At 67.9% G+C, this 22,995-nt stretch carries 20 protein-coding genes; 8 read left to right on the top strand and 12 right to left on the bottom strand.

Features of this window, described 5'->3' with window-relative positions:
- Positions 1-79: 79 nt before the first annotated feature.
- The 3 genes from EV646_RS31600 to EV646_RS31590 are packed head-to-tail and all read left to right on the top strand — an operon-like array spanning position 80 to position 6,660.
- A complete protein-coding gene (locus tag EV646_RS31600) occupies positions 80-475 on the top strand; it encodes a YbaB/EbfC family nucleoid-associated protein (protein ID WP_158291062.1) in 396 nt (131 codons plus the stop codon).
- Entirely contained in the window at positions 472-813 is a 342-nt protein-coding gene (locus EV646_RS31595; RefSeq protein WP_132155113.1) for a hypothetical protein, read from the top strand. Before EV646_RS31600 ends, EV646_RS31595 begins: the two co-directional genes overlap by 4 nt.
- Before the next feature lie 21 nt (positions 814-834).
- Positions 835-6,660, top strand: a complete 5,826-nt coding sequence (locus tag EV646_RS31590; RefSeq protein WP_132155111.1) for a WXG100-like domain-containing protein — start codon at positions 835-837, stop codon at positions 6,658-6,660.
- Here the strand turns inward: EV646_RS31590 and EV646_RS31585 are convergent.
- Complete coding sequence (locus EV646_RS31585) at positions 6,635-9,205, bottom strand: GNAT family N-acetyltransferase (protein WP_132155109.1); 2,571 nt, start codon at positions 9,203-9,205, stop codon at positions 6,635-6,637. The two genes, EV646_RS31590 and EV646_RS31585, sit on opposite strands and share 26 nt — an antisense overlap.
- Positions 9,206-9,296: 91 nt before the next feature.
- On the opposite strand from EV646_RS31585, the gene EV646_RS31570 reads away from it, so the two are divergent.
- The gene (locus tag EV646_RS31570) at positions 9,297-9,917 is read left to right on the top strand and encodes a GNAT family N-acetyltransferase (RefSeq protein ID WP_241996450.1); all 621 of its coding nucleotides are present in this window, start codon (positions 9,297-9,299) and stop codon (positions 9,915-9,917) included.
- Here the strand turns inward: EV646_RS31570 and EV646_RS31565 are convergent.
- From EV646_RS31565 to EV646_RS31530, 8 genes are all read right to left on the bottom strand, one after another.
- Positions 9,901-10,518 carry a TMEM175 family protein gene (locus tag EV646_RS31565; RefSeq protein WP_158291061.1) on the bottom strand — a complete coding sequence of 206 codons (618 nt, stop codon included), beginning with the start codon at positions 10,516-10,518 and terminating at the stop codon, positions 9,901-9,903. The two genes, EV646_RS31570 and EV646_RS31565, sit on opposite strands and share 17 nt — an antisense overlap.
- A 25-nt stretch (positions 10,519-10,543) precedes the next feature.
- Positions 10,544-12,043: an arabinosylfuranosidase ArfA gene (gene arfA, locus EV646_RS31560; RefSeq protein ID WP_132155105.1), complete on the bottom strand. Its 1,500-nt coding sequence runs from the start codon at positions 12,041-12,043 to the stop codon at positions 10,544-10,546.
- Positions 12,044-12,089: 46 nt separating this feature from the next.
- Positions 12,090-13,067 (bottom strand): arabinan endo-1,5-alpha-L-arabinosidase, encoded by a 978-nt coding sequence (locus tag EV646_RS31555; RefSeq protein WP_132155103.1) that lies wholly within the window; start codon positions 13,065-13,067, stop codon positions 12,090-12,092.
- Positions 13,064-13,891, bottom strand: a complete 828-nt coding sequence (locus EV646_RS31550; protein ID WP_132155101.1) for a carbohydrate ABC transporter permease — start codon at positions 13,889-13,891, stop codon at positions 13,064-13,066. Before EV646_RS31550 ends, EV646_RS31555 begins: the two co-directional genes overlap by 4 nt.
- Positions 13,888-14,832, bottom strand: a complete 945-nt coding sequence (locus tag EV646_RS31545) for a carbohydrate ABC transporter permease (RefSeq protein WP_132155099.1) — start codon at positions 14,830-14,832, stop codon at positions 13,888-13,890. The genes EV646_RS31550 and EV646_RS31545 overlap by 4 nt, the downstream gene beginning before the upstream one ends.
- A 15-nt stretch (positions 14,833-14,847) precedes the next feature.
- The gene (locus EV646_RS31540) at positions 14,848-16,155 is read right to left on the bottom strand and encodes an extracellular solute-binding protein (RefSeq protein WP_132155097.1); all 1,308 of its coding nucleotides are present in this window, start codon (positions 16,153-16,155) and stop codon (positions 14,848-14,850) included.
- Between the two features lie 191 nt (positions 16,156-16,346).
- Positions 16,347-17,351: a LacI family DNA-binding transcriptional regulator gene (locus EV646_RS31535; protein WP_241996449.1), complete on the bottom strand. Its 1,005-nt coding sequence runs from the start codon at positions 17,349-17,351 to the stop codon at positions 16,347-16,349.
- 139 nt (positions 17,352-17,490) lie between these two features.
- On the bottom strand, positions 17,491-17,793 hold the full coding sequence (locus tag EV646_RS31530) for a hypothetical protein (protein WP_132155095.1): 303 nt from the start codon (positions 17,791-17,793) through the stop codon (positions 17,491-17,493).
- 102 nt (positions 17,794-17,895) lie between these two features.
- Between EV646_RS31530 and EV646_RS31525 the strand changes: the two genes are divergently transcribed.
- Positions 17,896-18,402: a MarR family winged helix-turn-helix transcriptional regulator gene (locus tag EV646_RS31525; protein WP_132155093.1), complete on the top strand. Its 507-nt coding sequence runs from the start codon at positions 17,896-17,898 to the stop codon at positions 18,400-18,402.
- Positions 18,399-19,541 carry an MFS transporter gene (locus tag EV646_RS31520; protein WP_132155091.1) on the top strand — a complete coding sequence of 381 codons (1,143 nt, stop codon included), beginning with the start codon at positions 18,399-18,401 and terminating at the stop codon, positions 19,539-19,541. Before EV646_RS31525 ends, EV646_RS31520 begins: the two co-directional genes overlap by 4 nt.
- Here EV646_RS31520 and EV646_RS31515 read toward each other — a convergent pair.
- Together EV646_RS31515 and EV646_RS31510 are read right to left on the bottom strand one after the other, a co-directional pair.
- The gene (locus EV646_RS31515) at positions 19,538-19,741 is read right to left on the bottom strand and encodes a hypothetical protein (protein ID WP_132155089.1); all 204 of its coding nucleotides are present in this window, start codon (positions 19,739-19,741) and stop codon (positions 19,538-19,540) included. The genes EV646_RS31520 and EV646_RS31515 overlap by 4 nt on opposite strands.
- Before the next feature lie 57 nt (positions 19,742-19,798).
- On the bottom strand, positions 19,799-20,203 hold the full coding sequence (locus EV646_RS31510; RefSeq protein ID WP_132155087.1) for a VOC family protein: 405 nt from the start codon (positions 20,201-20,203) through the stop codon (positions 19,799-19,801).
- Between the two features lie 59 nt (positions 20,204-20,262).
- Here EV646_RS31510 and EV646_RS31505 point away from each other — a divergent pair, with 59 nt between their 5' ends.
- Positions 20,263-20,694 (top strand): MarR family winged helix-turn-helix transcriptional regulator, encoded by a 432-nt coding sequence (locus EV646_RS31505; protein WP_132155085.1) that lies wholly within the window; start codon positions 20,263-20,265, stop codon positions 20,692-20,694.
- Between the two features lie 23 nt (positions 20,695-20,717).
- Here EV646_RS31505 and EV646_RS31500 read toward each other — a convergent pair whose 3' ends face one another.
- Positions 20,718-21,758 carry an aldo/keto reductase gene (locus tag EV646_RS31500; protein ID WP_132155083.1) on the bottom strand — a complete coding sequence of 347 codons (1,041 nt, stop codon included), beginning with the start codon at positions 21,756-21,758 and terminating at the stop codon, positions 20,718-20,720.
- Between the two features lie 153 nt (positions 21,759-21,911).
- Here EV646_RS31500 and EV646_RS31495 point away from each other — a divergent pair, with 153 nt between their 5' ends.
- Positions 21,912-22,946, top strand: coding sequence for an aminotransferase class V-fold PLP-dependent enzyme (locus EV646_RS31495; RefSeq protein WP_199237293.1), 1,035 nt, complete (start codon positions 21,912-21,914; stop codon positions 22,944-22,946).
- The last annotated feature ends 49 nt before the right edge of the window (positions 22,947-22,995 follow it).

The raw sequence follows: 22,995 nt of genomic DNA, 5'->3' as shown, positions 1-22,995 counted from the left end.
GGCCGGAAGCGGACATCACCGGCGGGCACCCGCGATCACGGCTCAGGCTTGGGCAGGTAGCTACCACCGGAGGCGTGTGATGCGGAATCCCGGCACAGCAGGAACCGGCCGTCTGGCCGACATCGAGAAGCTCGAACGGGAGATTCGGCAAGCCCAGCAGGCGATCGACGAGACCACCGGAACCGCCGAGTCCGCCGCCAACCTGATCCAGGCGACGGTGACCGGCCGCGGCCGGCTGACCAAGCTGGTCCTCGACGAGCGGGTGTACGACGAACTCGCGCCGGAAGCGCTGGCCGAGGAGATCGTCCGGGCCGTCGACGCGGCGCGGGAGCGGGCCGAGCAGAGCGCGCTCGACACCTGGGCGGCAGCGCTGCCCACCGCACCAGTGCCCGATGGCAACGATCCCGAGTTCGGTCCGCTGCTCGCCGAGATGCGGCGAATGCGTGCGGCTGGCGATGCTGGGCAGCGGCGATGAGCAGTGGTGGAGTGCCGGGCCCCGTCGGCAACCTCAACATGGACCCCGCGGCGGCCTCGCGGGCGCTGGCCGGGATCCAGGCACCCATCGACGCCTGGGCGGCGGCCTGGCCGGCCCGGATCACCGAGATCCACACCGCGGAGATGACCGTCGAGACCGGCTTCGACGACCTCAGCGTCCAGTTCCGGAACGCCTATAACCAGATCGCGCCGGAGCTCATCGCGCAGGTGAGCGCGTTCGCGCCCCGGATCCTCCGTGCCGTCGGTACCGGCCGGTCGATCGTTGCCCAGCACAACGCGACGCTGCAGCAGGTCTCCGACCTGCTCGGCCCACGCTGACACCGGCCACGGACGCCGCCCATGATTCCCGAACCGACGACCATTCTGTGGACCTGGTTGCGGAAGGCGATCGACACGATCTTCCCCTTCTGGGTCGACGAGGATGTGGCATTCGTCATGCGGGACCTGTGGAACGCCACCGCGAACGACCTCCAGCAGACCGTCGGTGACGCAACCGCCGGCAACAACCAACTGCCGGCCGCCTGGCGCGATCCGCAGGGCATCGGATACCACCAGAACATCGACCTGATGCTCAACTCGCCGTCGACCGGGACCGCCGACCTGATCCAGTCGATGCGCGATCTGTCCGCGATGTCGGGTGAGTACGGCAAGAACATCGTCTGGGTCAAGGACCAGATCTATGCCGAGCTGGCCGCCAACGGCGTCGCCTTCGCGCTGAGCTTCGGACTGCCGCCCGGTCTCGGCGACTTCGTTCGCGGCCGCATCGTGAGCGGGATGGCGACCCGGATCGCCGGGTGGATCGCGACCGCCGCCGGAAAGATCGCGGAAGTCGCGGCCGGGATCCGGCGGCTGACTCCCGCCCTCGCCAAAGAGCTGGCCATCGAAGTGGCCGAGGAGCCGCTGATCACCGTCGGCGGTCAGATGATCGACCAGTGGCGGGGGCAGCGCGAGGGGATCAACTGGCGGGATGCGGTGACCGCGGCTCAGGCCGCCGCGGTCGGCACGCTGATCGCCCGCCCGCTCGCGCCGATCGGGCTGGTGGCTTCGCTGCCGGCCCGGGCGATTTTCCGGTCGCCCGGGCGGCTCCGGGACACGGTGGTGAACGGATCGGCGGCGTTCGCCGTGAACGGGATCTCGTCACCAGTGTCCGGCACCTTCGTCCAGGCGGTTGCCGACGGCAAGAATCCGTGGGAGTGGCAGCAGTACCAAAAGGCGATCGTGGAGCAGGGCATCGGTGCGGGCGCGCTGGCGAGTATGCGGGTCGGGTCGCACGAGGCTGGACACGCGCTGAGCCCGTGGGGCGATGCGCATGACGGTAGTAGTGGCGGGTCTGCTTCCTCCTCGCAGGATGCGGGTGACGTGCGTACTGACACCGATCCACCCGGGCCGCCGCCGTCGGGCGAGCTCGCCAAGCCGAATGCGGACGGATATCAGCAGCAGACGGGTGAGGCCAACTCGTCAGGTACTGCGAACGCCGGGGATCGCTTGGCCGCTGGACACCAGCTTGGCGATGCGTCGGACGGCGGCCAGGCCGAGGCGCCCGCTCCGCTCGCCGGTACCGCCGTACCCGGGGTCGCAGCGGCCACCGCCGCGCAAGCACCGCCCTCGAACCTGCAGGCCCCGAACGCAGCTGTGGCACCAACTGCCACGCAGACCGGAGGCGCACCAGCGCAGCAACCGCAGGCCACCCAGCAGAACCAAGGGACCACACCTCAGAATCAGTCCGGGCAGAATCAGTCCGGGCAGAACCAATCCGGCCATAACCAGGCGCCGGACGCGAAGACCGGATCGAAGGGATCGCACGATCCATCGCCATCGAGCAAGCGTGGCCCCGCTGAAGCGTCCAGCAGGCAGGAGGACAACCCGTCCTCTGACCAGCAGGAGGATGAGGGGGCGGCACTGGCCGAGCACCGGATGGCCCTGGCCGAGCCGCAGACCGGTGATTCGGTCCGGCTGGAGGCCGGAGGCGCTGTCGGGTCGAGCGCCGGTGATTCGGTCGGGCCGCACGCCGGTGACTTGATTGGGCCGAACGCCGGGGGTCCGGTTGCCGCGTCGGCGGGTGGGGCGGTGGGTCATGAGCACCATCACCCGGGTGATGCAGGCTGGCGCAGCAATCAGCACGTTGTCGATCGCGGTGACGGGCTGCCTCGTACGCAGGAGACGGTGGCCGAGGTTGCGGCGGCCGCTGGGGTCGAGCTCAACGGTGCCGAGGTCGTCATCGTGGAGGGGGCCGCGGAGATTCGATATCTGGACCAGCACAATGCGTACGCCCGCGTACGGGTGACCGAGGGCGGGTATCAGATCCGGCTCGGACCGGCGAGTTTCGTCGACCGGGCAACGTTGGCGGCGACGCTGGCGCATGAGCAGACCCACGTCGAGCAGTACCGCGCGGAGCGGGTCGGTGTGGCGTCCGTCAATGAACTCGAGAGCGAGGCGTACGCGAGCGAGGCTCCTGCGCTGGAGAGGTTGAGAGCCCATGACAACGGTGAGGTTCGTGGTCGAGACGACGTTCGACGTCGAGGAGAACAACAACGAGATCCTGGTGCCGGGCGAACTGCTGACCGGAGCGATCCGGAGCGGTATGACGCTCCACACGGAGGACACGGATCAGCCCGTCCGCGTGCGGGCAGTGGAGTTCCTCTGTTCCGTCAAGCCGACGGCGAGAACGGACGGACTGACCCTGGTGATCGATCGGGCGGACGCGACGGCGATCAGTCCCGGGACGGTACTGTCCAGCCCGGCCTGACCAGCCCCGAGGCCGCGCGGGACGCCGTACCGGACGGGGAGTTCGGATGGTTCGACCCCGCTTCGCCGGTGGCCGACTGGGACGGTCAGCCGGGGCCGCAGTGGTCCGAGTGGCACAGGTACGGGCAGAACGAGGCACGGTGGCTGGAGGAGCCGTCCGGACGCGGCAGGGTCGCCCAGGCGAGGCTGCGGGAGACCTACCGGGTAAAGCGTTCGCACGCAGACGACGTGGAGCGAGGCAACGCCAGAGCTCGCGGTGTCAAGGGCGATCAGGGTGGCCACGCCATCGGCTGGCGCTTCTTCCCGCTGGTGTTTCCGCCCAACTACTTCCCGCAGAACGGCACCCTCAACCACGGTGCGTTCGAGGCCTTCGAGAACGAGATCGCGGCCTGGATCGAGGCCGGGAAAGATGTCGAACTGACGGTCTACCTGACCCCGAACCAGGGCCGGCCGGACTCGGTCACCTTCGTGTACCAGGTGACCGACGCCGGCGGCCAGACCATCTACACCGGCGGGCGCAGCTTCGAGAACCAGCGGCTGAAGGGGATCAAACGGTTCCCGACCCCGCGCATCCGTGCATTTGCCCCAGACAACGATCCTGTCTTCGAGCCGGACGACGAGAGGACGGTCGCCGCGGACCGTCCCACCGGCCCGGTGACCGATGCGGTGACGGAGGCGCTGGGGCGGCGAGAGGTGCTGGCCGCGGCCGGCGTTCTCGAAGTTGTTGACATGGGCAACGGACGGTACAGGGTCGAGACCGCCGGCAATGAGGCGTACCACCTGGACCTGGCAGTCGGGCCGCTCGAGGAGGGTGTGGTCGCCGACTACTACGCCGAACCCGGGACGGATCCGATCGCCGAGGTCACGCTGTCCGACCTGCTCACCCCGGACGCCGTGCCGATGGTTGTGGCCCGTATCCTCGCCGAGACCGCGGCCGCGACGCTCGATCCGTCCACCGACCAGCTGAACGGGAACGATGATCGCGACACGCTGACCCCGGCCGGCGAGCCGGATCTGCACCCACGGCTGTCGCCGAAGGATCGCGGCGATCTCGCCGAGGCGCGTTTGCTCGCGTTCCTGTACGAGCAGGCGAGTTCACCATTCCGGCGGGCCGCCATCGCCGGTCAGCTCGCGCTCCTGATCGAGTCGATGAGCCTGGGCAAGGACCAGCCGAACGCCGACCTGCTCCGCAAGCTGCTCCCCGGCCTGCTCGACGCCGGCCTGGTCGAGCGGTTCCGGGATCGCCAGTCCCCGAAGGACAATCGGCTGCGGACGCCGAAGTACCTCGCCAAGGCGGCGGGATCGTCGATCTGGACGGCGTTACTGGTCGGTGCGGCAGCGTACGCCGCGACCGACAGCTGGGCCACCGCTGTCGCCACCGCCGCCCCGTCCGTCGTCGCTGGATTCGTCGGCGCGTTCTCCGAACACCGGCTGGACAAGCACAAGTCGGACCCCAAGAGGCCGGCGTACGACGCCGATCGGAAGAAGCTGGAGCACCAGCATCGAGGGCTGGACGGAATGCTCGACGGCGAGCAGCCCGCTGAGCCGATCGACAACGGGTCGCGGGGAGCAGATCCGAAGCACTACAAGGTCCGCCATCTGGTCCCCGCGTCCGCCGGGCTCGGCGCTGCGGTACTGCTCTGGTTGGGCGGGTTCCCGGCGTTGCCGTCCGCGCTCGCAGGGCCCGTGATCGCGCTGGTGAAGTCCTACACCGAACGGATGAACGATGTCAGCAAGCGCGACGCCCGCCGGGCCAGGGTAGCCGCCAACGTCGCGCGGCAGCTCGCGAATCCGGACTCGGCGCAGAACCAGCTGATCAGGGTCTTGCAGGAGCAGGCCGAGCGGCTGCGAGCTTTGCGCGCGTACCTGGAGGATCATCGGCTGAACGGCGCCGACCTGTCCGGGCATGATCTCAACTGGACTGAGCCGACGGTGCCGGAAGGCGAGATCACCACCCCGGATCCGCCGTCGCTGGGATCGTACGCCGGCACCCAGAGCATCGACGGCGCCGTCGCCGGCACCGCCCGCGGGGCCGTAGCGAAGCGGCCATCTCCGGACCTCGACCCGACCGATCTGGCCCGGCGCTTCGACGCGGCGCTGGAGGTGCTCATCACCGCGATCGGTACGGCAATGGCGACCGGACTGCTCGGCGCGGTCGGTGACAAGATCTTCGCGGACATGGAAGAAGCAGCCACCTACGCGCAGAAGAGCTGGGACTACGCGCAGCGGGAGGCAGTCCGTGGGCAGGCGCTGATCGACACCTTGGCCGAGCCGTTGCACCGGCTGAACCACGCGCTGCACGAGCTCGCCCAACTGGCCGGAGCCGGGCGGTCGGCGCCGGACCTGACCGACCGTACGGCGGACCGCAGCGTGGTGCCGGCACCGCCGAAGCATCCGGATGGTCCACGGCCGAAGCGCGACCTGAAGTACCGCGTCTACGCCGCCACGGCCTTCCTCGGGGCGCTGGGCGCGACCACCGTGTTCGGCTTCGACGGGGTCTTCGACGTGCTCGACGTGACGGTGTTCACGACCGTCGCGGCCGCCCTGGGTGGGTTCACCGGCACACCGATCGCCAAGATGCTGTTCCAGCGCGCCCAATTCGCGCGGAAGGATGCCAACGCGGCGGCGCTGAACAAACAGGGCGTGGATCCGGCCCAGCTCGCGCGGCAGTCGGGTACGGGCAGGTATTTGATCGCCCAACTGATGGATCAGATCGACCAGCTGACCGACTTGCTGACGCAGGCCGGCCGGTCGCCGGTCGCGGTGTCGCCGGCCGACGCCGATTACACCGACCGTGTCCGGGCCGCAGTCGAGCGCGCGTTCGTCCACAACCAGACCGCTCCGGCCGATGAGCGGTCCTGGGATCGCGACGTACGACAGGATCGGATCGATGCGCTGCAGCGGATCGACCGGCTCGCCGCGGCGGTCGACTGGGCTGACGCGACTGCTCCCGGCAGTGCGGACGCGGCCGCGGCACGGGCGCGGCTCGCGCACGCGATCAACCTGTACGAAGCGATCGACGGCGATGGTGCGCCACGGTCGTTCCCCGATCTCGGCCGGGTGTCGCCGGCCCGCGGTCAACGGGTGACCGGCGGGCCCACGGATCAGGTCCGGGCCGGGGCCGCCAAGGCGCTCGGACGAATGCTCGGCGAGCCGGCCGGCAAACGGTCACTGGCCGATCGACTCGAACTGCTCGAGTCGATCGTCCGGGCCGCGTACGCCGTCGACGCGCATGCGGACCATGCGCTGATGGGGGCTGGGACCGAGGCAAGCCTGGCCGACCTGCGAGCCAAGCTGGACGAGCTGATCGCCGACTACGAGAAGCTGTTGATCAAGGCAAACATATTGGGCGGGTTCCCTCGCCCCGCAATCAGCCCGGCCACGCCGCCCGATGTCAGCTCAGGAACTGCTCCCGGGTGAGGAAGGCTAGTTGGGCGGTCTTTGTTGTGCCGTCGGGTTGGGTGATCTTGACTTCGGGACCGAGGGTGAAGCCGGTGCGGTGGAAGCGGTCGATGGCTCGGGTGTTGCGGATGTCCGGGTCGACGACCACGCGCGGGTGGCCGAGGTGGAGGAAGACGAATTCGGCGAGGACCTTCAGGAGAGTGCCGGTGAAGCCGGGGCGCGGGGTGCCGGGGGCAATCAGCAGGTGCAGGCCGATATCACCCGCCTGGATCTCGTACGACGCTCCGACCGGGTCGGCCTGCGGATCGTAGGTCTGCAGCAAAGCGGCCGGGACGTCATCCACGTGCACGAGGTAGACGTGGTGGGTCGGGACTGAGTCCAAGAACTCATAGGTCGCCGCGATCTCCGCCCGGGAGAGTTCACCCATGCCCCAGAAGCTCGCCCGGTCCGCCGTCACCCACTCGTGGATCAGGTCGAGGTCGCGATCGGGATCCGCCTCGACGATCCGGACGGCGCCGAAGCCTTCGACGGATTGCGTGTACGTCCGATCCTCACGGACGAGGTCACCGAGTACTGGCGCCAGTTCGCCGCGCAACCACAAAGGAAGTTGGTCGTGGTGGTGCGGATCGCCGAGTACGCCGGATGCGCCGAGCGGTACTACCCAGCCGCTGGCCGAACGATCCGCGAGATCCCAGGCATAGCGGGCCGCAGAGGCGCGGATGCAGACGTCGGTGAGGCCGGGGAGGCTCGATGTGGACATCACGCAGTGGTGGTCGCCGGACAGGCCGAGGTCGAACGGCTCCTCGTCAGGTGCGAACACCGGGCCACGCAACGCGTGCAGTGGTGACAGCTGGTGCGTCTCGCCCCACGGCGGACGGGGTTTGCGGACGGCGACCTCCTCGAGCGCCTCACGGGCGAGCCAGCTCACGTTGATGTCCGGGAGGTCGGCGCTCAGGAGATTCTCGAGCGCGTAGGAGACGTGGGTGAGTGGGTCCATCCAGGGTACGAAAATTTCGGGGCACTCGGCGTTCTCGAGGATCGCGAAGTGATCGGCCAGCCGGGTGGTGAGGGCCTTGCGGAGTGCGGCGTACGACGAGGCCGTCGTACTCGCGGCGTCCATCCGGCGGTCCCAGCCCAGCAGCTCGGTGCGCAGGGCAACGGCTTCCGGGGAGAGATCGTCCAGGTCCGCCAGGAGGTCCAGGATGGAGGTGGCGGAGCCGAGGAAGGTGTCGGTGTGGATGTGCGGCATCTCGTCGACCGACCAGTCCGAGCGCTCGGTGACGAGCTCGCGGATCCGCCGGGATCGGTGTGGGGCGGCGAACTCGACGCCGAGCGGCGCCGCGAGCTCGCGGGCGTTGGCCATCACGGCCGGGCCGTCGACGGTTGCCCGCGGCATCGGATCGTGCCAGCCGTCCCACTGGTGGCCGGCTTCCCAGGCCGGTACGACGCGTAGTTTGTTGGCGGCGTGACGCCGCGGAACCAACCCGGCCGTCCGATGCAGCAACCCGCCGGCCGTATCCGCCGCCAGCACCACGTTGACCGGCTCCACCCACCCGTCGAGCGCAGCATCCACATCGGCGACAGTCGTTGCCCGAAGCAACTTAGGAAGCACTTCGAACCCTAGCCGGCTGGTCACTCGAGGCGGATACCTCAGACTGATTCCATCCATGATCACCGGACCACGTTCGGTCTCGACCAGCTCGATCTCCACCGCGTCGTAGCCCGCGACCTCGACGACCTCGGTGTGGACGTCAGCCGGCTTCCAGCCATCCGGGCCGAGGGCCTCCACACCGGACGAAGTGCGCCGTAGCTGTTCAGAAAACAGGTCCTGGTAGTCGGCCATGGCGTTGGTGATGGCCCAGGCGACCGAACCGGTGTGGCCGAAATGGGCGAGGCCGGGGATGCCGGGGACGGCCAGGCCGAGGACGTCGTACTCGGGGCAGGTGAGCCGGACCTGCTGGTAGACGCCCGGGCTCTCGATGTACCGATGCGGATCGCCCGCGACGATCGCCTGTCCCGACGCCGTCATCGAACCAGGGATCAGCCACCCGTTGCTCCCCGCCGTGTGCGGACCCTCCGAACTGAACAGCTCGAGAGCATCGTCACCAAGGTGCCGCGCGACATGTGTCCGCCACAGCTTCGTCGGGAACCCGGCAAACAAGACGTGTATCGCGAGCCAGATCCCGAGTGGGGCCCACGGTTCCCACTTCTGCAGGGTCAGGCCGGTCTCGGCGAACTCCGGTGCGCGCTGGGAGCCGCCCGGGAGGCCGTGGTTGACGCCTTCGACGTACGCCGTGATCCACTCGCGCGTCTCGTCGTCGAGTGCTTCGAAGCAGCGTTGCGCGGTGTCGGCGAGCCGGGCCTGCCGAGCGAAGATGTCCCACGGCGCAGCCTCCGCGCCGAGGAAGGCCGCGCTCGTCCCGAGGAAGCGGCGGCGCTCGAGCTCCAGTTGCCAGGCGCGGTCCTGGGCCGCGTTGAGGCCCTGCAGGTACACGAGCGCCAACGGGTCTCCCGCTTGCAGCTGCGGTACGCCGTACGCGTCGCGGAAGACCCGAGCATTCACTGCAGTCCTCGTTTCAGTTAGGTTAGGCTGGGCTAACTTATAGGGCAGCAACTTTTGGCCGCAACGGCCATTCTCTCCGGTGGAGGACGTCGTGAGGCATGGCTGGGAAGGCGTCGTACTCAAGCTGTTCCGTGGGAAGGACTTCACCTTCAGTGTGACGGGTGCCGAACAGGTCACTGACCACCCGCACTCTTTCGTCGTACGTCGTCAAGGAGCTCGCCGTACCCCGGGGCCGGGTCAAAGCCCTGGGATACTGGCGCGCGTGATCAAACCCCTCGACCTCGCCGATCGAACGCTCGCGGAGCGACTTCTGACCATCCAGCACCGCGCGTACGCCGTCGAGGCCGAGCTGATCGGCTTCGACGGCATCCCGCCGCTGCAGGAAGACCTCGACGGTTTGATGTCGTCCACCGAACACTGGCTCGGCCGGTACGACGGCGACGTCCTGGTCGGCGCGGTTGCCTATGAACTCGAGGACGATCTGGTCGACATCACCCGGCTGATCGTCGACCCAGCCCACGCCCGCCGCGGCCACGGCCGAGCTCTTCTCGACCACCTCGACGAGCTGGAACCGCGCCGTACCAGCGTCGTCTCCACCGGTACGGCGAACACCCCGGCCGCCAACCTCTACAAGTCCCGCGGCTACCGCGAAACAGGTCGAACCGAGATCGCCCCGGGCGTGACGGTCACGCACTTCAAGCGCGAGTCCTGAGCTGTTCGAAGCCGTAGTACAGGGCCAGCAGGAACTGGACCAGCAGGGTGACCGGCGCGGAGATGAAGGACAGGCCGATGCAGGCGGCGTAGAACGCCGTACCGACTGAGTAGCGCAGGATCGAGGAGCGCTGCTGGGACGGCGTCAGGTCGTGGTCGACCAGATGGCGCCGGAGCACGTGCCACCAGATCAGGCTGAATGCGATCGCGGCGAGGGTGAGGTTGGTGCTGTAGACCGCGGCGGCGACGTGAGCGTTGATCGTGTCGTCGCGCAGATACTCGGCGAACAGGTTCGTGGGGAACGGCAGTAGCGCGGTCCACAGCAGCAACAGCAGATTGAGGAACATCAGCCCGCGGTCCGCCCGCTGGATCTGGCGGAACATCGAGTGGTGGTTGATCCACATGATGCCGAGGATCGCGAAGCTGGTCAGGTACGCGCCGAACTGCGGCCACTCCCGCACCAGCGCCGGCCAGAGCCGCTCGCCTTCCTCGAGTTCCGGAATGTGCAGCTCGAGGACGAGCAGGGTGATCGCGATCGCGAAGACGCCGTCGCTGAAGGCCTCGATACGCGAGGTCTCGGCGAGGTCAGACTGGGTGGCCACAACCACCCAGTCTGACAGCGCATTCTCAGTCGGTCGACAGGTTAAGAGCGGACCAGCTGACCGCCGGGAGGGTGACGGTCAGCTTGCCGTCCTGCAGCTGGGCTTCGACCGGCTGCGGGGTGACGCGGTCGGGCTGGTCGGCGGAGTTCGTCGCCAGCCGGTCCTCGTCGTGGACGATGACAGCCTCCGCGACCGTGGTCACTCCGATCCGGCTGACGTCGACGGTGATCTCGATCGGGCCCTCGGTCGACCGGTTGACCAGGAACACGGCCAGCTTGCCCTCGTCGTACGTCGCCACGGCGTCGACCGCCGCGATGTCGCCGTACTTGGCGGTGCTGACGGTCGGCGAGTCGGTCTCCACCCGCAGTACCTGACCGGCCGCGAGCCGGGAGGTGATCGCGAACGGGTGGAAGGTGGGCTGCTTCCAGGCCGGTCCGCCCGGCTCGGTCATGATCGGCGCGATCACGTTCGCCAGTTGCGCGAGGCAAGCGACGCCGACCCGGTCACTGTGCCGCAGCAACGAGATCAACAGGTTGCCGACCACAACGGCATCGGTGACGTTGTACTCGTCCTCGATCCGTCTCGGCGCAACCTCCCACTGGTCGCCCGGTCCGTCGGTCCGCCGCGACCGGTCGCCGTACCAGACGTTCCACTCGTCGAAGGAGATGTCGATCCGCTTGCTGCTCTTCCGCTCGGCGGCGACGGCGTCCGCGGTCGCGGTGACCGCGTCGATGAAGCGGTCCATGTTCACGGCCGAGCCCAGGAACGACTCGGTGTCGCCGTCGTCGTTGCCGTAGTACGCGTGGCAGGAGATGTAGTCGACGAAGTCGAACGACTCCCGCAGCACTTCCTGTTCCCAGGTGCCGAAGGTCGGCATCGACGACGAGGACGAGCCGCACGCGACCAGCTCCAGATCAGGCTCGATCATCCGCATCGCCCGCGCGGTCTCGGCCGCCAGCCGTCCGTACTCGGCCGCCGTCTTGTGCCCGATCTGCCAAGGCCCGTCCATCTCGTTGCCCAGGCACCACAGTTTGACACCGTACGGCGAGGCGCCGTGCTGCTCGCGCAAGTCGGACAGCGCGGTGCCGCCCGGGTGGTTCGTGTACTCCTGCAGGTCGAGCGCCTCCTGCACACCGCGGGTGCCGAGGTTGATCGCCATCATCGGCTCGACCCCGGCCTTGGCGCACCAGCGGATGAACTCGTCCAGACCGAACTCGTTGGTTTCGATGCTGTGCCAGGCCAGGTCGAGCCGGCGCGGGCGGCCCTCGCGCGGACCGACGCCGTCCTCCCAGCGGTAGCCGGAGACGAAGTTGCCGCCGGGGTAGCGGACCAGGGAGACGCCGAGCTCCTGGGTCAGCTCGAGAACGTCCTTGCGGAAGCCGTCCTCGTCGGCGGTCGCGTGGCCCGGCTCGTAGATGCCGGTGTAGACACAGCGGCCCATGTGCTCGACGAACGTACCGAACGTCCGGCGATTGACCGGCGCCACGGTGAACGCGGGATCGAGGACGAGTTTGGCTGAAGTCACGGGGTGGCTCCTGTCGTGGTGATGAGGTGCTGTGGAGAGGGGTGGGTCAGGTGACCCGGGGCCAGCCGTCCTGGCCCCAGTGGATCCGCCGCAGACCGAGCCGGAAGTCCCCGTTCGCCTGGACGTCGTAGTAGTGGTGCGCGAGCCAGCCGTCGTACACGGACTGGCCACCGGGTCCGGCCATCGAGCCGGAGCCGGACAGGATCACCGTGCCGCCTCCTTGCAGCAGCGGTGTCCCGAGCTTGTCGACGTACGGACCGGTGACGGCTCGCGAGCGGCCGACCGCGATCTTGTACGTGCTGTCCGACCCGCGGCAGCAGAAGTCGAACGAGACGAACAGGTAGTACCAGTCGCCACGGCGGACGACGTACGGCGCCTCGATCGCGTTCGGCGGAACACGTCGATCGGCCAGCCGCAGTGGTTCGCCCTGCCCCGGTACGGCGAGACCGGACGGCCACTGCAGCTTGATCATCCGGATGCCGCTCCAGAACGAGCCGAACGCCATCCACGGCGTGCCCGCGGCGTCGACGACGACACCGGGGTCGATCGCGTTGTAGTCGTCGGTCGGCACCGAGCGGTGCACCAGGCCTCGATCGACCCAGCGGTAGGACGGATCGTCGGGGTTCAGCGTCGTGTTGGTCGCCAGCGCGATCACCGAGCGGTTGGAGCCGAAGGTGGAGGCGGAGTAGTAGAGGTAGTAGGTGCTGCCGTGCTTGATCACCTCGGGAGCCCAGAGGTTCGACACCCCGGGGACTTCCGTGCGCAGCCAGGCCGGGATCGTGTCGAAGACGGTGCCGGCTGTTGTCCACTGCCGGCCGTCCGGCGATCGCCGTACCTGAACGGTGCCGTCGGCAACGGCTGGGTCGCCGGTCGAGAAGACGTACCAGTCCTTGCCGTCCTTGATCAGCGCCGGGTCGTGCGTGCGCAGGTCGCCGGAGAGTTCGGGTACGCCGGGAGCTGCGGCCGCTGCGGTGGTGCTGAGCACCAACAGCGCGGCCGCAGCCAGCGCGGCGAACCGCCTCATCCCTTGATCCCCGCGTCGCCGACACCGCGGACCACGTGCCGCTGGAACAGCGCGTACACGATCAGTAGCGGCAGACCGCCCAGGACAGCCGAGGCCATGATCTGGGCGTAGCGCAGGCCGTACGAGCCCTGCACGTTGGCGAGTCCGACCGGGATCGTCATCATCGACGGGTCGGTGGTCACGATGAAGGGCCAGAGGAAGTTGTTCCAGGCCCCGATGAAGGTGAAGATGCCGACGGCAACGAGGATCGGCCGCGACATCGGCACCATGACACTCCAGACGATCCGCCAGCGAGTCGCGCCGTCCACCCGGGCGGCGTCCTCGTAGTCGCGGGAGATGCCGTCGAAGAACTTCTTCAGCACGAACACCATCACCGGCGCGACCACCTGCGGCAGCACGATGCCCCAGTAGGTGTCGACCAGGCCGAGGCCGGTCATCTCCTGGAACAGCGGCACGATCAGCACCTGCGGCGGCACCAGGATGCCGGCGATGATCAGGCCGAACAGCACCCGCCGACCGGGAAAGCTGGTCCGCGAGAATCCGTACGCCGCCAATACCGAGACGACCAGAGTCAGTGCTGTCACCAGGATCGACACCACGCTGCTGTTCATGAACCAGCGGATCAGATCGCCTTGCTCGACGACGCTCCGGTAGGCCTCCGTGGTCGGTGCCTGCGGCAACCACGTGATCGGCGACAGAGTGGTCTCGGGCTCCGGCTTGAGCGACGTGTCCAGTGCCCAGAGCAACGGGACCAGCCAGATCACCGCCAGGATCACCGCACCGACGATGCTCGCCACCTTCGGAAAGGTCCAGGTCGTCCTCATGCGTCGGCCTCCTTCCGGCCCGCGAACAGCTTGAACTGCAGCACCGCGACGATCACGATAATCGCGAAGAACATGTACGAGATCGCCGACGCGTAGCCGATCCGGTAGTTGGTGAAGCCGTTCTGGTAGATGTACTGGATGATCGGCCGGGTCGCGTAGTTCGGCCCGCCGTTGGTCATCAGGTAGATCTGGTCGAAGATCTTCAGCGACGCCACCAGTTGCAGTACGACGATCAGCCCGGTGGTGCGGCTCAGCAACGGCAGCGTGATCCGGAACAGCTTCTGCCGGCCGTTCGCACCGTCGATATCGGCCGCCTCGTAGACCTGCGCCGGAATCCCTTGCAGGGCGGCAAGATAGAGCAGGAAGTTGAACCCGACCGTCCACCAGACGGTCGTGATCACCACGGCCAGCATGGCCCGGTTGTCGGTGTTCAGCCAGTCGATCTCGGCGAAGCCGCCGGCCGTCAGCAGACCGTTCACCAGGCCGAACCCGGGCTGGTAGATCCAGACCCAGATCAGGGTCACGACGGTCGCGGGGAGGACGAACGGAGCGAAGTACGAGAACCGCAGCAGCCAGCCGAGCACGCCCCTGCGGTTGGCCAGCAGAGCCATCACGAGGGCGATGATCACCAGCGGCGGCGTACTCATCGCGGTGAAGACGAGAGTGTTCTTCAGCGAGGACCAGACGGCCGGATCGTTGAACATCTCGCGCCAGTTCTGCAGGCCGAGGAACTCCTGCTTCACACCGGCCAGGCTGGTGTTGAAGAAGCTGTTCCACAGACCGTAGACGGTCGGCCAGGCCAGGAAGACGGCGAAGAGCAGGAGGAACGGCGCGACGAAGAACAGTCCCGCCCAGCGTTCCTTCCAGGGCTTCCCGGTCTCGGGCTTCGCCGCTGTGGCCGGCGTACCAGGTGTAACTCGAGGTGGTGTCTGCACAGTCATGAGTCAGATCTCCTGTCAGACCGGGGACGGGGTGTCGAGGAGCGTCTGGGTGGCGGCCTTGAACTGCGCGAGCGCAGCCTTCGGGGTCGACTGCCCGGAGAAGACGCCGCTGAACGCCGCGCCTGCCTCGTTCTGCAGCTGCGCGCCCGAGCCGCTGAACCATGCGTCCGGGTCGAAGAACACGTCCGGCGCCACACTGCGGTACTCCGCCTGCGGTTTGAGGTCCAGATACTCCTGGCTCGTCACCACCGGCTGGTACGCCGGAATGTGCCCACCAGCGGCCCATTCCGCGCTGTGCTTCAGCATCCAGGCGATGTACTCGATCGTCGCCTTGGTGTCGTCCTTGCTCCGGTTCGCCTGGTGCGGGAGTACGAACGTATGTGCGTCACCCGCGTACTTCGGTACGTCGTACACGACCGGGAACGGCGCCATGCTGAACGGCATCTTCGCGGTCTGGTACGTCGTCACCTCCCATTCCCCGTTGAAGCTCAGGCCCACGTCACCGCTGCTGAACTGGGCGACCAGGGCCGGGTAGTTGGCCGACCGTGGCACCAGCCCGTCGGCGGCGAGTTTCGCCATCAGATCCAGGGCTTCCAGCGCCTTCGCGTCATCGAGGATCAGCTGCGTGCCGTCCTCGTTGAAGAATTTGCCCTCGAGTTGGCCGTAGAGCGTCCACCACATCCGCCACGGGTTGGTCGTCTCGATCGAGGCGCCGTACTTGCCGGTGACGTCCTTGGCCGCCTTGAGCATGTCGACGAACGCGTCCACACCCTTGACCGGCTTGATCTTGCCGTCCGGTCCGAGCAGGCCGGCCTTCTTGCAGATGTCGGTGTTGTAGTAGAGGACGAACGGGTGCGTGTCGAGCGGTACGGCGTACAGCTTCCCGTCGACCATCGCGCGGTTCCAGGACGCCGGCAGGAAGTCGGACTCGTTGATCCCGGCCTCGTTCAGCAGGTCGACCGGGATCGGATCGAGCAAGGTGGTCGGGCTGAAACCCTTCAGCCGGGACAAGTGAAGGGTCGCAACCTCGGGCGCCCGGCCACCGGCCGCGGACATCGCGAGCTTGGTGTAGAACGGCGGGCCCCAGGCGAGCGTGTGCGCCTCGAACTGGACGTTCGGGTGCTCGGCGACGTACTGCTTGTGGATCTCCAGCAAGCGGGCGCCGTCGCCGCCGCCGAACAGGTTCCACTCGCGGACCCTGGGCTTGCCGCCCAGGCTGCCGCAACCGGAGAGAGCGAGGGCGCCGGCCGCGCCGAGCAGTCCACCAAGTACTGCTCGACGGTTGGGGCGATAGGGCGGGGGTGGTGGGGAATCTTCCAGCATCTACGTGTCCTCCAGGCGGGGGGTGGAGCACGGTTTCGGGCGTGCGAGACCGCCGCGCCGACGCCGGGGTCAGGCGATCGGGGCATGCTTTACATCGGTGTACTACATCGGTGTAGAGATGATGCCCGGACGTTCTGGGAGCGTCAACCCTTCACGGCTGGTGGCTTTGCGTGACCGGGCCCTTGGAGCCGCTAGCCGGCGGTCGACTCGCGGATGTGCAGCTGGTACGGCGCGACGATCTCCTCGTGCTCGGAGTCGTCGCCGGCCATCCGCTTGACCAGCAGTTCGACCGCGTTCCGGGCGATCTGGGTGCGGCCCGGATCGACCGTCGTCAGTGTCGGCGTGCTGTACAACGTCTCGTCGATGTTGTCGAAGCCCACCACTGCGACGTCGTCCGGAATCCGGTAGCCGTGCCGGGTGAGCACCCGCACCGCACCGAGCGCAAGCGTGTCGTTCAGCCCCAGGATCGCGTCGAACTTCTCCCCGGTTGCGATCAGCCGCTCCGTCGCCTCCGCCCCGGTCGACCGATGCCACCGCCCGGCCGGAAAGGCCAGCTCTTCCGGCACCCGTACGCCGTGATCGGTCAGAGCCGAGGCATAGGCGCCGTACCGGATGGACGCCGTACCGACCTTCTCGCCGGGATGCACGCCGAGTACGGCGATCCGGCGGCGGCCGAGCTGAAGCAGGTGCTCGACGGCGGCCTTGGTACCGCCAACGTTGTCGATCATCACGTGGTCGACCGGGCTGTGGAAGATGCGCTCGCCGAGCAGGACCATCGGGGTGTTGGTGTTCAGCTGGCCGATGTCGTCCTGGCCGAGGCCGAGCGGGCTGTAGAGCAGGCCGTCGACCAGGTGGCCTCGGGGCCGGTTGAGCACGGTCAGCTCGCGGTCGCGGTCCGCGCCGGTCTGCTCGATCATCACGGTGAGGCCGTGCTCGTCGGCCGCCTCGATGACGGCGTCGGCGAGCTCGCCGAAGTACGGCAGGCTGAGCTCCGGGATCGCGAGGCCGATGATGCCGGTCCGGCCGGACTTGAGGTTCCGGGCCGAGATGTTCATCTGGTAGCCGAGGGCATCGATCGAGGCGAGCACCTTGGTCCGGGTCGCTTCGCGGATGTACGGGTAGCCGTTCATCACGTTCGACACCGTCTTCGGCGACACCCCGGCGTGGCGCGCCACATCGCGCATCGTCACCGCCACGGCATCACCCCCGGCCACCAGTCATAGTCCCCACACGGTAATGCACCCGCCTGGATGGCCGCAGTCTCTGCTCACTTTGTGCATCAGTTCCGTACGCCGGCGCCCGCGGCACGCGGACCTGGTGCACAAAATGGGCAGCTCAGTCGTTGGCGGCTGTTTGGGGCGGCTCGGCGTCCGGGGGAACGTCGCGGCGGTGGCGGGGCTGCGCGTCCGGCTCCGACCCTTGCTCTGCCTCTGCCTCCGCCGCTTGCTCGGGCTCGGGTGCGGTCGCGGCGGGCCGGCGGGGTGTGTACGGCTGAGGGCCCGGGGAAGGGGCGCCGGGGTGGTCCGGGGGTGTGACGGAGTGATCGGTGACCTCGACGCCTTCCTCGGTCAAGGTCTCCTCGGTCTCGCCGCGGATGTTGCGGCCGGGGCGCGGCATGCCGGGTGGGTCGAAGCTCATGGTGAACCTCCTGTCACTCTGCCAGTTGCCCGCGGCCGAACCCCGGAAACCCGCGACACGCTCGGGCTGGACCGAAATATGAGTGAGTCATATGAATGAGTCATGTCTAACATCTGGGCCGCCTGGACCCTGCGCAGTCACGACGCGTTGACCGCCGCGATCGCCGAGGTGGTGCCGCCAGGCCTCGGCCTGCGCGACCTGGCCGCGCTGACCCTGATCGCGAGCCACGACGGTTGCTCGGCTGACTGGTTGTTCAGCCGGATCGACCTCACGCAGTCCGGCACAGTCCGTCTGATCGACCGCCTGGAGAGACTCGGGTACGTCGTACGTGCGCGCCGGGGGCGGGTCCTCGAACTCGGGCTGACGGCGGCTGGACAGGAACTGCTCGCGACCTGGAACACCGCACGTGATCAGGCGAACCGTGACGTCCTCGACGGGTTGACCGCGGCCGAGCAGCGCCGGCTGAACGAGTTGCTCGCGACCGCGCTCCGGCGAACCGCGCGTGCTCGGGCCGCGGCAGACACGACCTGCCGGCTCTGCAACTGGCCCGTCTGCGCCGAGTGCCCAGTAGACGAATCAGTGGACGAATCGGTGGGTGAGTCGCCATGACCAGGCGTCCGCTCATCAGCCTGGCGACGGCCTGGACGCTCGCCTCGACGGCGGACAACTTCCTGCTGTTCGTCCTGCTTTGGATCGCCGAGCCGCAAGGCTGGTCAGGGGCTCAGACGGCGGTACTCGTCGTTGCCATTCGCCTGCCGACGCTGATCGGCGGGATGGTGGGCGGTCGCGCGGTGGACCGGCTCGGTCCGGTGTGGATGCTCATGCTCGACGGCGGCGTTCGGGCCGTACTCATGGCGACGCTCGTAGTTGTGGGGTGGCAGCAGCACTTCTCGGTGTGGATCGTGCTTGTCGTCGGCGCCGTTGCCGGGGTGACGACGCCGCTCAGCTACGCGGCTTGCCGGACGCTGGTGCCGCGGCTCGTGGATGACGACCTGCTGCCGCGGGCGAACGCCTTGCTGGGCTTGGGTGATCAGCTGCCGATGCTGCTGGGTGCGGCGTTGGCCGGTCCGGCGCTCGGCCTGCTCGGGCCAGGGCGGGCGTTCTTGGTGCCGTTGGTGATGCTGCTGGGCGTCGCCGCGCTCGCCGTACGCCTGCCTCGTCGTACTGGCGTTACTCGCCGGCCTGAGGTTGGAAGGTCTTGGGTGTCGGCTCCGGTGGTCGGATTGATCGGGCTGTCGGTCGCGTATCACTTCACGTATGGGCCGTACGAGACCGTGATGCCGCACTTCACCCGGGACCAGTTGGACAGTGGCGTTGGTGGGTATTCGTTGCTCTGGGTCGTGTTTGGCGCGGCTGCGCTGGCGACCTTGTCGCTGGCGCCTTGGCTGTCGGCGCGACGCCCGGGGCTGGTCAACGCGATCGGGGCGATCGTCTGGGGACTGGTCACTCTGCCGATCGTTGCGACGCACAGCCTGCCGGCTGCGGCGGTGATCTTCCTCGTGTCTGGTGCGGTGTGGGGGCCGTACTCCGCGATCGAGACGACGGCTCTGCAGCGATGGGTCGATCCAGCCAGTCACGGCACGATGTTCGGTAAACAGCGCGCCTTACTGGCGATCGCTTCACCGCTTGGCGCCGCAGTGGGTGCACTTGCTGTCGATCACACGACACCGGCGACCGTTCTTGCTGTGTCCGCGCTGGCGTGCACTGTCGCTGGTGCGGTGGCTTTGGTGCCGTTGCGGCGGGCCTAGCCGCCGTACGGTGGGCGGTTGAGGGGCATGAGCTTGATGCCGGATTGCATCGCCTTGCTCAGGATTGCCGGCTCGGGGCGGCCGAGCCGGAGACTGATCACCGACATCGGCAGGTTCTGCGCGGCGAGTTCTTTCAGTTTGCTGACGTCCTTCGCTGTCCAGGGTTCCGCCGCGTTGCGGATGGACTGCGCGATTCCCATCGTCCTCACTTCTCTTCTTAGGTGTTGTCCGGCCCCCTGTGCCCCATTTCTCTCGATTTAGTACGACTGCAACTCCAGCAAGGTGCCGTCGGGGGCGCGGAGGTGGGCGGTCCGCAGGCTGGGACCCCACTGCGGGCGGTCCTGGGCGGGCGCCAGTACGGTCGCACCGAACTTCTCGGCAACCTCCACCGCCGCATCGACCGAGTCCACCTTCAGGACGAGCATCGACGCGTCCTGCGCAGTCGTCTCCGCCGGCAGTGCATCGGTCCCGATCGTCGCCGCGATCATCGAACGGCCGAACAGCACGAGACCGGTCTGCCCCTCCAGATCCCAGTTCGCGTACTGCGCTTCCGGGATCACCTTCACCGGCTGAACGTCGTACAGCTCCTTCAGCAGACCGCGGTAGAAGTCAACGGCTGCAGGGAAATCGCGGACCAGCAGCCGTGGGTAGAGCGCATCCATCCTGATCACCTCGATTAGTTGGTAAGATCCAACGATTGGTTCCAACCTACAATAGGTCGATGGAAACTCTCGCGGGGATCACCACCTTCGTGCTGCACCGGGTGGGAGTGGCGAGCCGGCGCGCGATCGCCGACCGGCTGGCCGAGCGCCCGGGCCTGACGTTGTGGCAGTACGCCGCGCTCGCCGAGCTGACCGACGTCGGCCCATCGGCGCAGCACGCGCTCGCGGCCGGCCTCGGGATCGACGCCAGCGACATGGTCCGCTTGATGGACGAGCTGATCGCCAAGCGGCTGGTGACCCGGGAGCGGGACCCGGCGGATCGGCGCCGCTACCGCATCTCACTGACCATGAAGGGCCGGAACGCGATGACGACCGCGCAGAAGGTGGTCCGCGAGGTCGAGCGAACGACGCTGCAGCCACTGACCGCGGCCGAACGCGCCACCCTGCACGCGCTGGTGACAAAGATCCACGCACGCTCTGTCAACAGCTGACCACCCTTCTGCATCGGCAAGTTCTACCGGTCTGCTGGCAGCCGTCGGCGCAGGGCAGGGTTGGTGAGGAAGGGGGACTTCCAGGCGCCGTCCGGCGGGTAGAGGTCGGTGCCGGGCGGGACGATCTCGTCGATGCGGTCGAGGGTGGCGTCGTCGAGGGTGAGGTCGGCGCCCTTCAGGAGGCCGTCCAGGTGCTCCATCGTGCGTGGGCCGCTGATGACCGACGTCACCGCCGGGTGGGTGGTGACGAACGCCAGCGCCAGCTCGGGCAGCGTGCAACCGATGCCCTCGGCAACCTCGATCAGTTGCTCGAGCGCGTCGAACTTCGCCGCGTTCGAAGGGAGCGACGGATCGAACCGGAACGGCGTGAGCGCGGCCCGGCCCTTCGTCAGGTCGACCTCGCCGCGACGCACCTTGCCGGACAGGAACCCGGACGCCAGCGGACTCCACGTCAGTACGCCCATCCCGAGCCGCTGACAGGTCGGCAGCAACGACCGCTCGATCCCGCGCGCGATCAGCGAGTACGGCGGTTGCTCGGTCCGGAACTTCCCGTATCCGCGCCACTCGGACACGTGGTACGCCTGCACGATGTCCTCGGCCGGGAACGTCGAGCACCCGAACGCACGGATCTTCCCCTGACTGACCAGATCCGTCAGCACCCACAGGGTTTCCTCGATGTCGGTGCTGTAGTCCGGCCGGTGCACCTGGTACAGATCGATCCAATCGGTGTTCAGCCGGCGCAGGCTGTTCTCCACCTCCTGGACGATCCACCGGCGCGAGTTCCCGCTCCGGTTGCGCGTCCCGTCCTCGAGCGGGAAGTGCACCTTCGTCGCCAGCACGACGTCGTCCCGGCGGCCCTTCAGCGCCTTTCCGACGATCTCCTCGGACTCCCCGCGGGAGTACATGTCCGCGGTGTCGACGAAGTTGATGCCCTGGTCGAGGGCGGTGTGGATGATCCGGACACAGTCCTCGTGGTCGGGGTTGCCGACGGCACCGAACATCATCGTCCCGAGGCAGTGCACACTGACCTCGATCCCGGTCCCACCCAACGTGCGATAGCGCATGAACAAGCTCCCTAGCGTTCGGGTCGTGATGCCCGAACGCTAGAAGCTAGAGCGCTGTCTAGGTCAAGCCGACCTTGAGAACCCACCGACCATCCTGCGGACCAAATTGTGGTTGGTGGGTTCTCAAGGTGGAGGCTGCGTAGGGTGGGGAGTGTGGAGTTCGAGGGCTTGTGGGATCCGGAGCCGGGCTGGTTGAACACTGCGTCGTACGGGCTGCCGCCGCGGCCGGCCTGGGAGGCGCTGCAAGCTGCGCTGTCGGACTGGCGGGTCGGCGCGACGAGCTGGGAGCCGTGGGACGAGTCGACCATCCGCGCCCGCGAGGCGTTCGCCCGGTTGGTCGGCGCCGATGCGGGTGATGTGTTCGTCGGCAGCACCGTCTCCGCCGCCCTTGCGCCGATCGCGACCGCGCTGGCGGACGGTTCGAAGGTGCTGACCGACGACGTCGAGTTCACCTCGAACGTGTTCCCGTGGAAGGTGCACGAGGACCGCGGCGTCGAGGTCGTCGCCGTACCGGGGAGTGAGCTGGTGGCCGCGATTCAGCCTGGGATCGACCTGGTCGCCGTCAGTGCCGTGCAGTCGTCGACCGGCGTCGTACTGGATCTGTCCGCGGTTATTGCTGCCAGCAAGAAGATCGGCGCTCTGGTGGTGATCGACGCGAGCCAGGCGCTCGGCTGGCTGCCGCTCACCGTGGACGGGATCGATGCGCTCGTCGCGCACACCTACAAGTGGATGATGTCGCCACGCGGCGCGACGCTCGGGTATCTGTCGCCGCGGCTGCAGGAGCGGTGCCGGCCGTCCGCCGCCGGGTGGTACGCCGGTGCGGACGTTCACGGCTCGTACTACGGGACGCGCATGGAGCTCGCTCCGGGCGCGCGGAAGTTCGACCAGTCGCCGGCGTGGTTCAGCTTCGTCGGCGCCGCGCCGGCGCTCGAGCTGATCGAGCAGATCGGCGTCGAAACGATCCATCGGCACAATCTCGAGCTCGCCAACGAGTTCCGCGCCGGTCTCAACCTGCCGCCGTCGAACTCAGCCATCGTCAGTACGTCGCTGCCCGGCGCGCAGGAAGCATTCGAGGCAGCCGGCATCCGGGCCGCCGTACGCGACGGCAAGCTGCGCGCGTCCTTCCACATCTACACGACCCTCGCCGACGTACATGAGGCCCTGACCGCGCTCAAGCCACTGACTTAGGCCGTGTCTGCCGAGTGCCGCGCAGTAGGCGCTGGATCACCAGACACGA

Source organism: Kribbella antiqua (assembly GCF_004345665.1).
Lineage (GTDB): Bacteria > Actinomycetota > Actinomycetes > Propionibacteriales > Kribbellaceae > Kribbella > Kribbella antiqua.
Note: the sequence above shows the minus strand (reverse complement) of the source record. Positions and strands in the feature narration are given on the sequence as shown.

What these genes read in the sequence shown, in the direction of transcription:
- EV646_RS31500 (WP_132155083.1), bottom strand. Translation starts at nt 21,758, where the DNA reads ATGCGCTATCGCACGTTGGGTGGGACCGGGATCGAGGTCAGTGTGCAC.
- EV646_RS31540 (WP_132155097.1), bottom strand. Translation starts at nt 16,155, where the DNA reads ATGCTGGAAGATTCCCCACCACCCCCGCCCTATCGCCCCAACCGTCGA.
- EV646_RS31550 (WP_132155101.1), bottom strand. Translation starts at nt 13,891, where the DNA reads ATGAGGACGACCTGGACCTTTCCGAAGGTGGCGAGCATCGTCGGTGCG.
- EV646_RS31505 (WP_132155085.1), top strand. Translation starts at nt 20,263, where the DNA reads ATGGAAACTCTCGCGGGGATCACCACCTTCGTGCTGCACCGGGTGGGA.
- EV646_RS31530 (WP_132155095.1), bottom strand. Translation starts at nt 17,793, where the DNA reads ATGAGCTTCGACCCACCCGGCATGCCGCGCCCCGGCCGCAACATCCGC.
- EV646_RS31520 (WP_132155091.1), top strand. Translation starts at nt 18,399, where the DNA reads ATGACCAGGCGTCCGCTCATCAGCCTGGCGACGGCCTGGACGCTCGCC.
- EV646_RS31590 (WP_132155111.1), top strand. Translation starts at nt 835, where the DNA reads ATGATTCCCGAACCGACGACCATTCTGTGGACCTGGTTGCGGAAGGCG.
- EV646_RS31595 (WP_132155113.1), top strand. Translation starts at nt 472, where the DNA reads ATGAGCAGTGGTGGAGTGCCGGGCCCCGTCGGCAACCTCAACATGGAC.
- EV646_RS31510 (WP_132155087.1), bottom strand. Translation starts at nt 20,203, where the DNA reads ATGGATGCGCTCTACCCACGGCTGCTGGTCCGCGATTTCCCTGCAGCC.
- EV646_RS31525 (WP_132155093.1), top strand. Translation starts at nt 17,896, where the DNA reads ATGTCTAACATCTGGGCCGCCTGGACCCTGCGCAGTCACGACGCGTTG.
- EV646_RS31545 (WP_132155099.1), bottom strand. Translation starts at nt 14,832, where the DNA reads ATGACTGTGCAGACACCACCTCGAGTTACACCTGGTACGCCGGCCACA.
- EV646_RS31515 (WP_132155089.1), bottom strand. Translation starts at nt 19,741, where the DNA reads ATGGGAATCGCGCAGTCCATCCGCAACGCGGCGGAACCCTGGACAGCG.
- EV646_RS31555 (WP_132155103.1), bottom strand. Translation starts at nt 13,067, where the DNA reads ATGAGGCGGTTCGCCGCGCTGGCTGCGGCCGCGCTGTTGGTGCTCAGC.
- EV646_RS31600 (WP_158291062.1), top strand. Translation starts at nt 80, where the DNA reads ATGCGGAATCCCGGCACAGCAGGAACCGGCCGTCTGGCCGACATCGAG.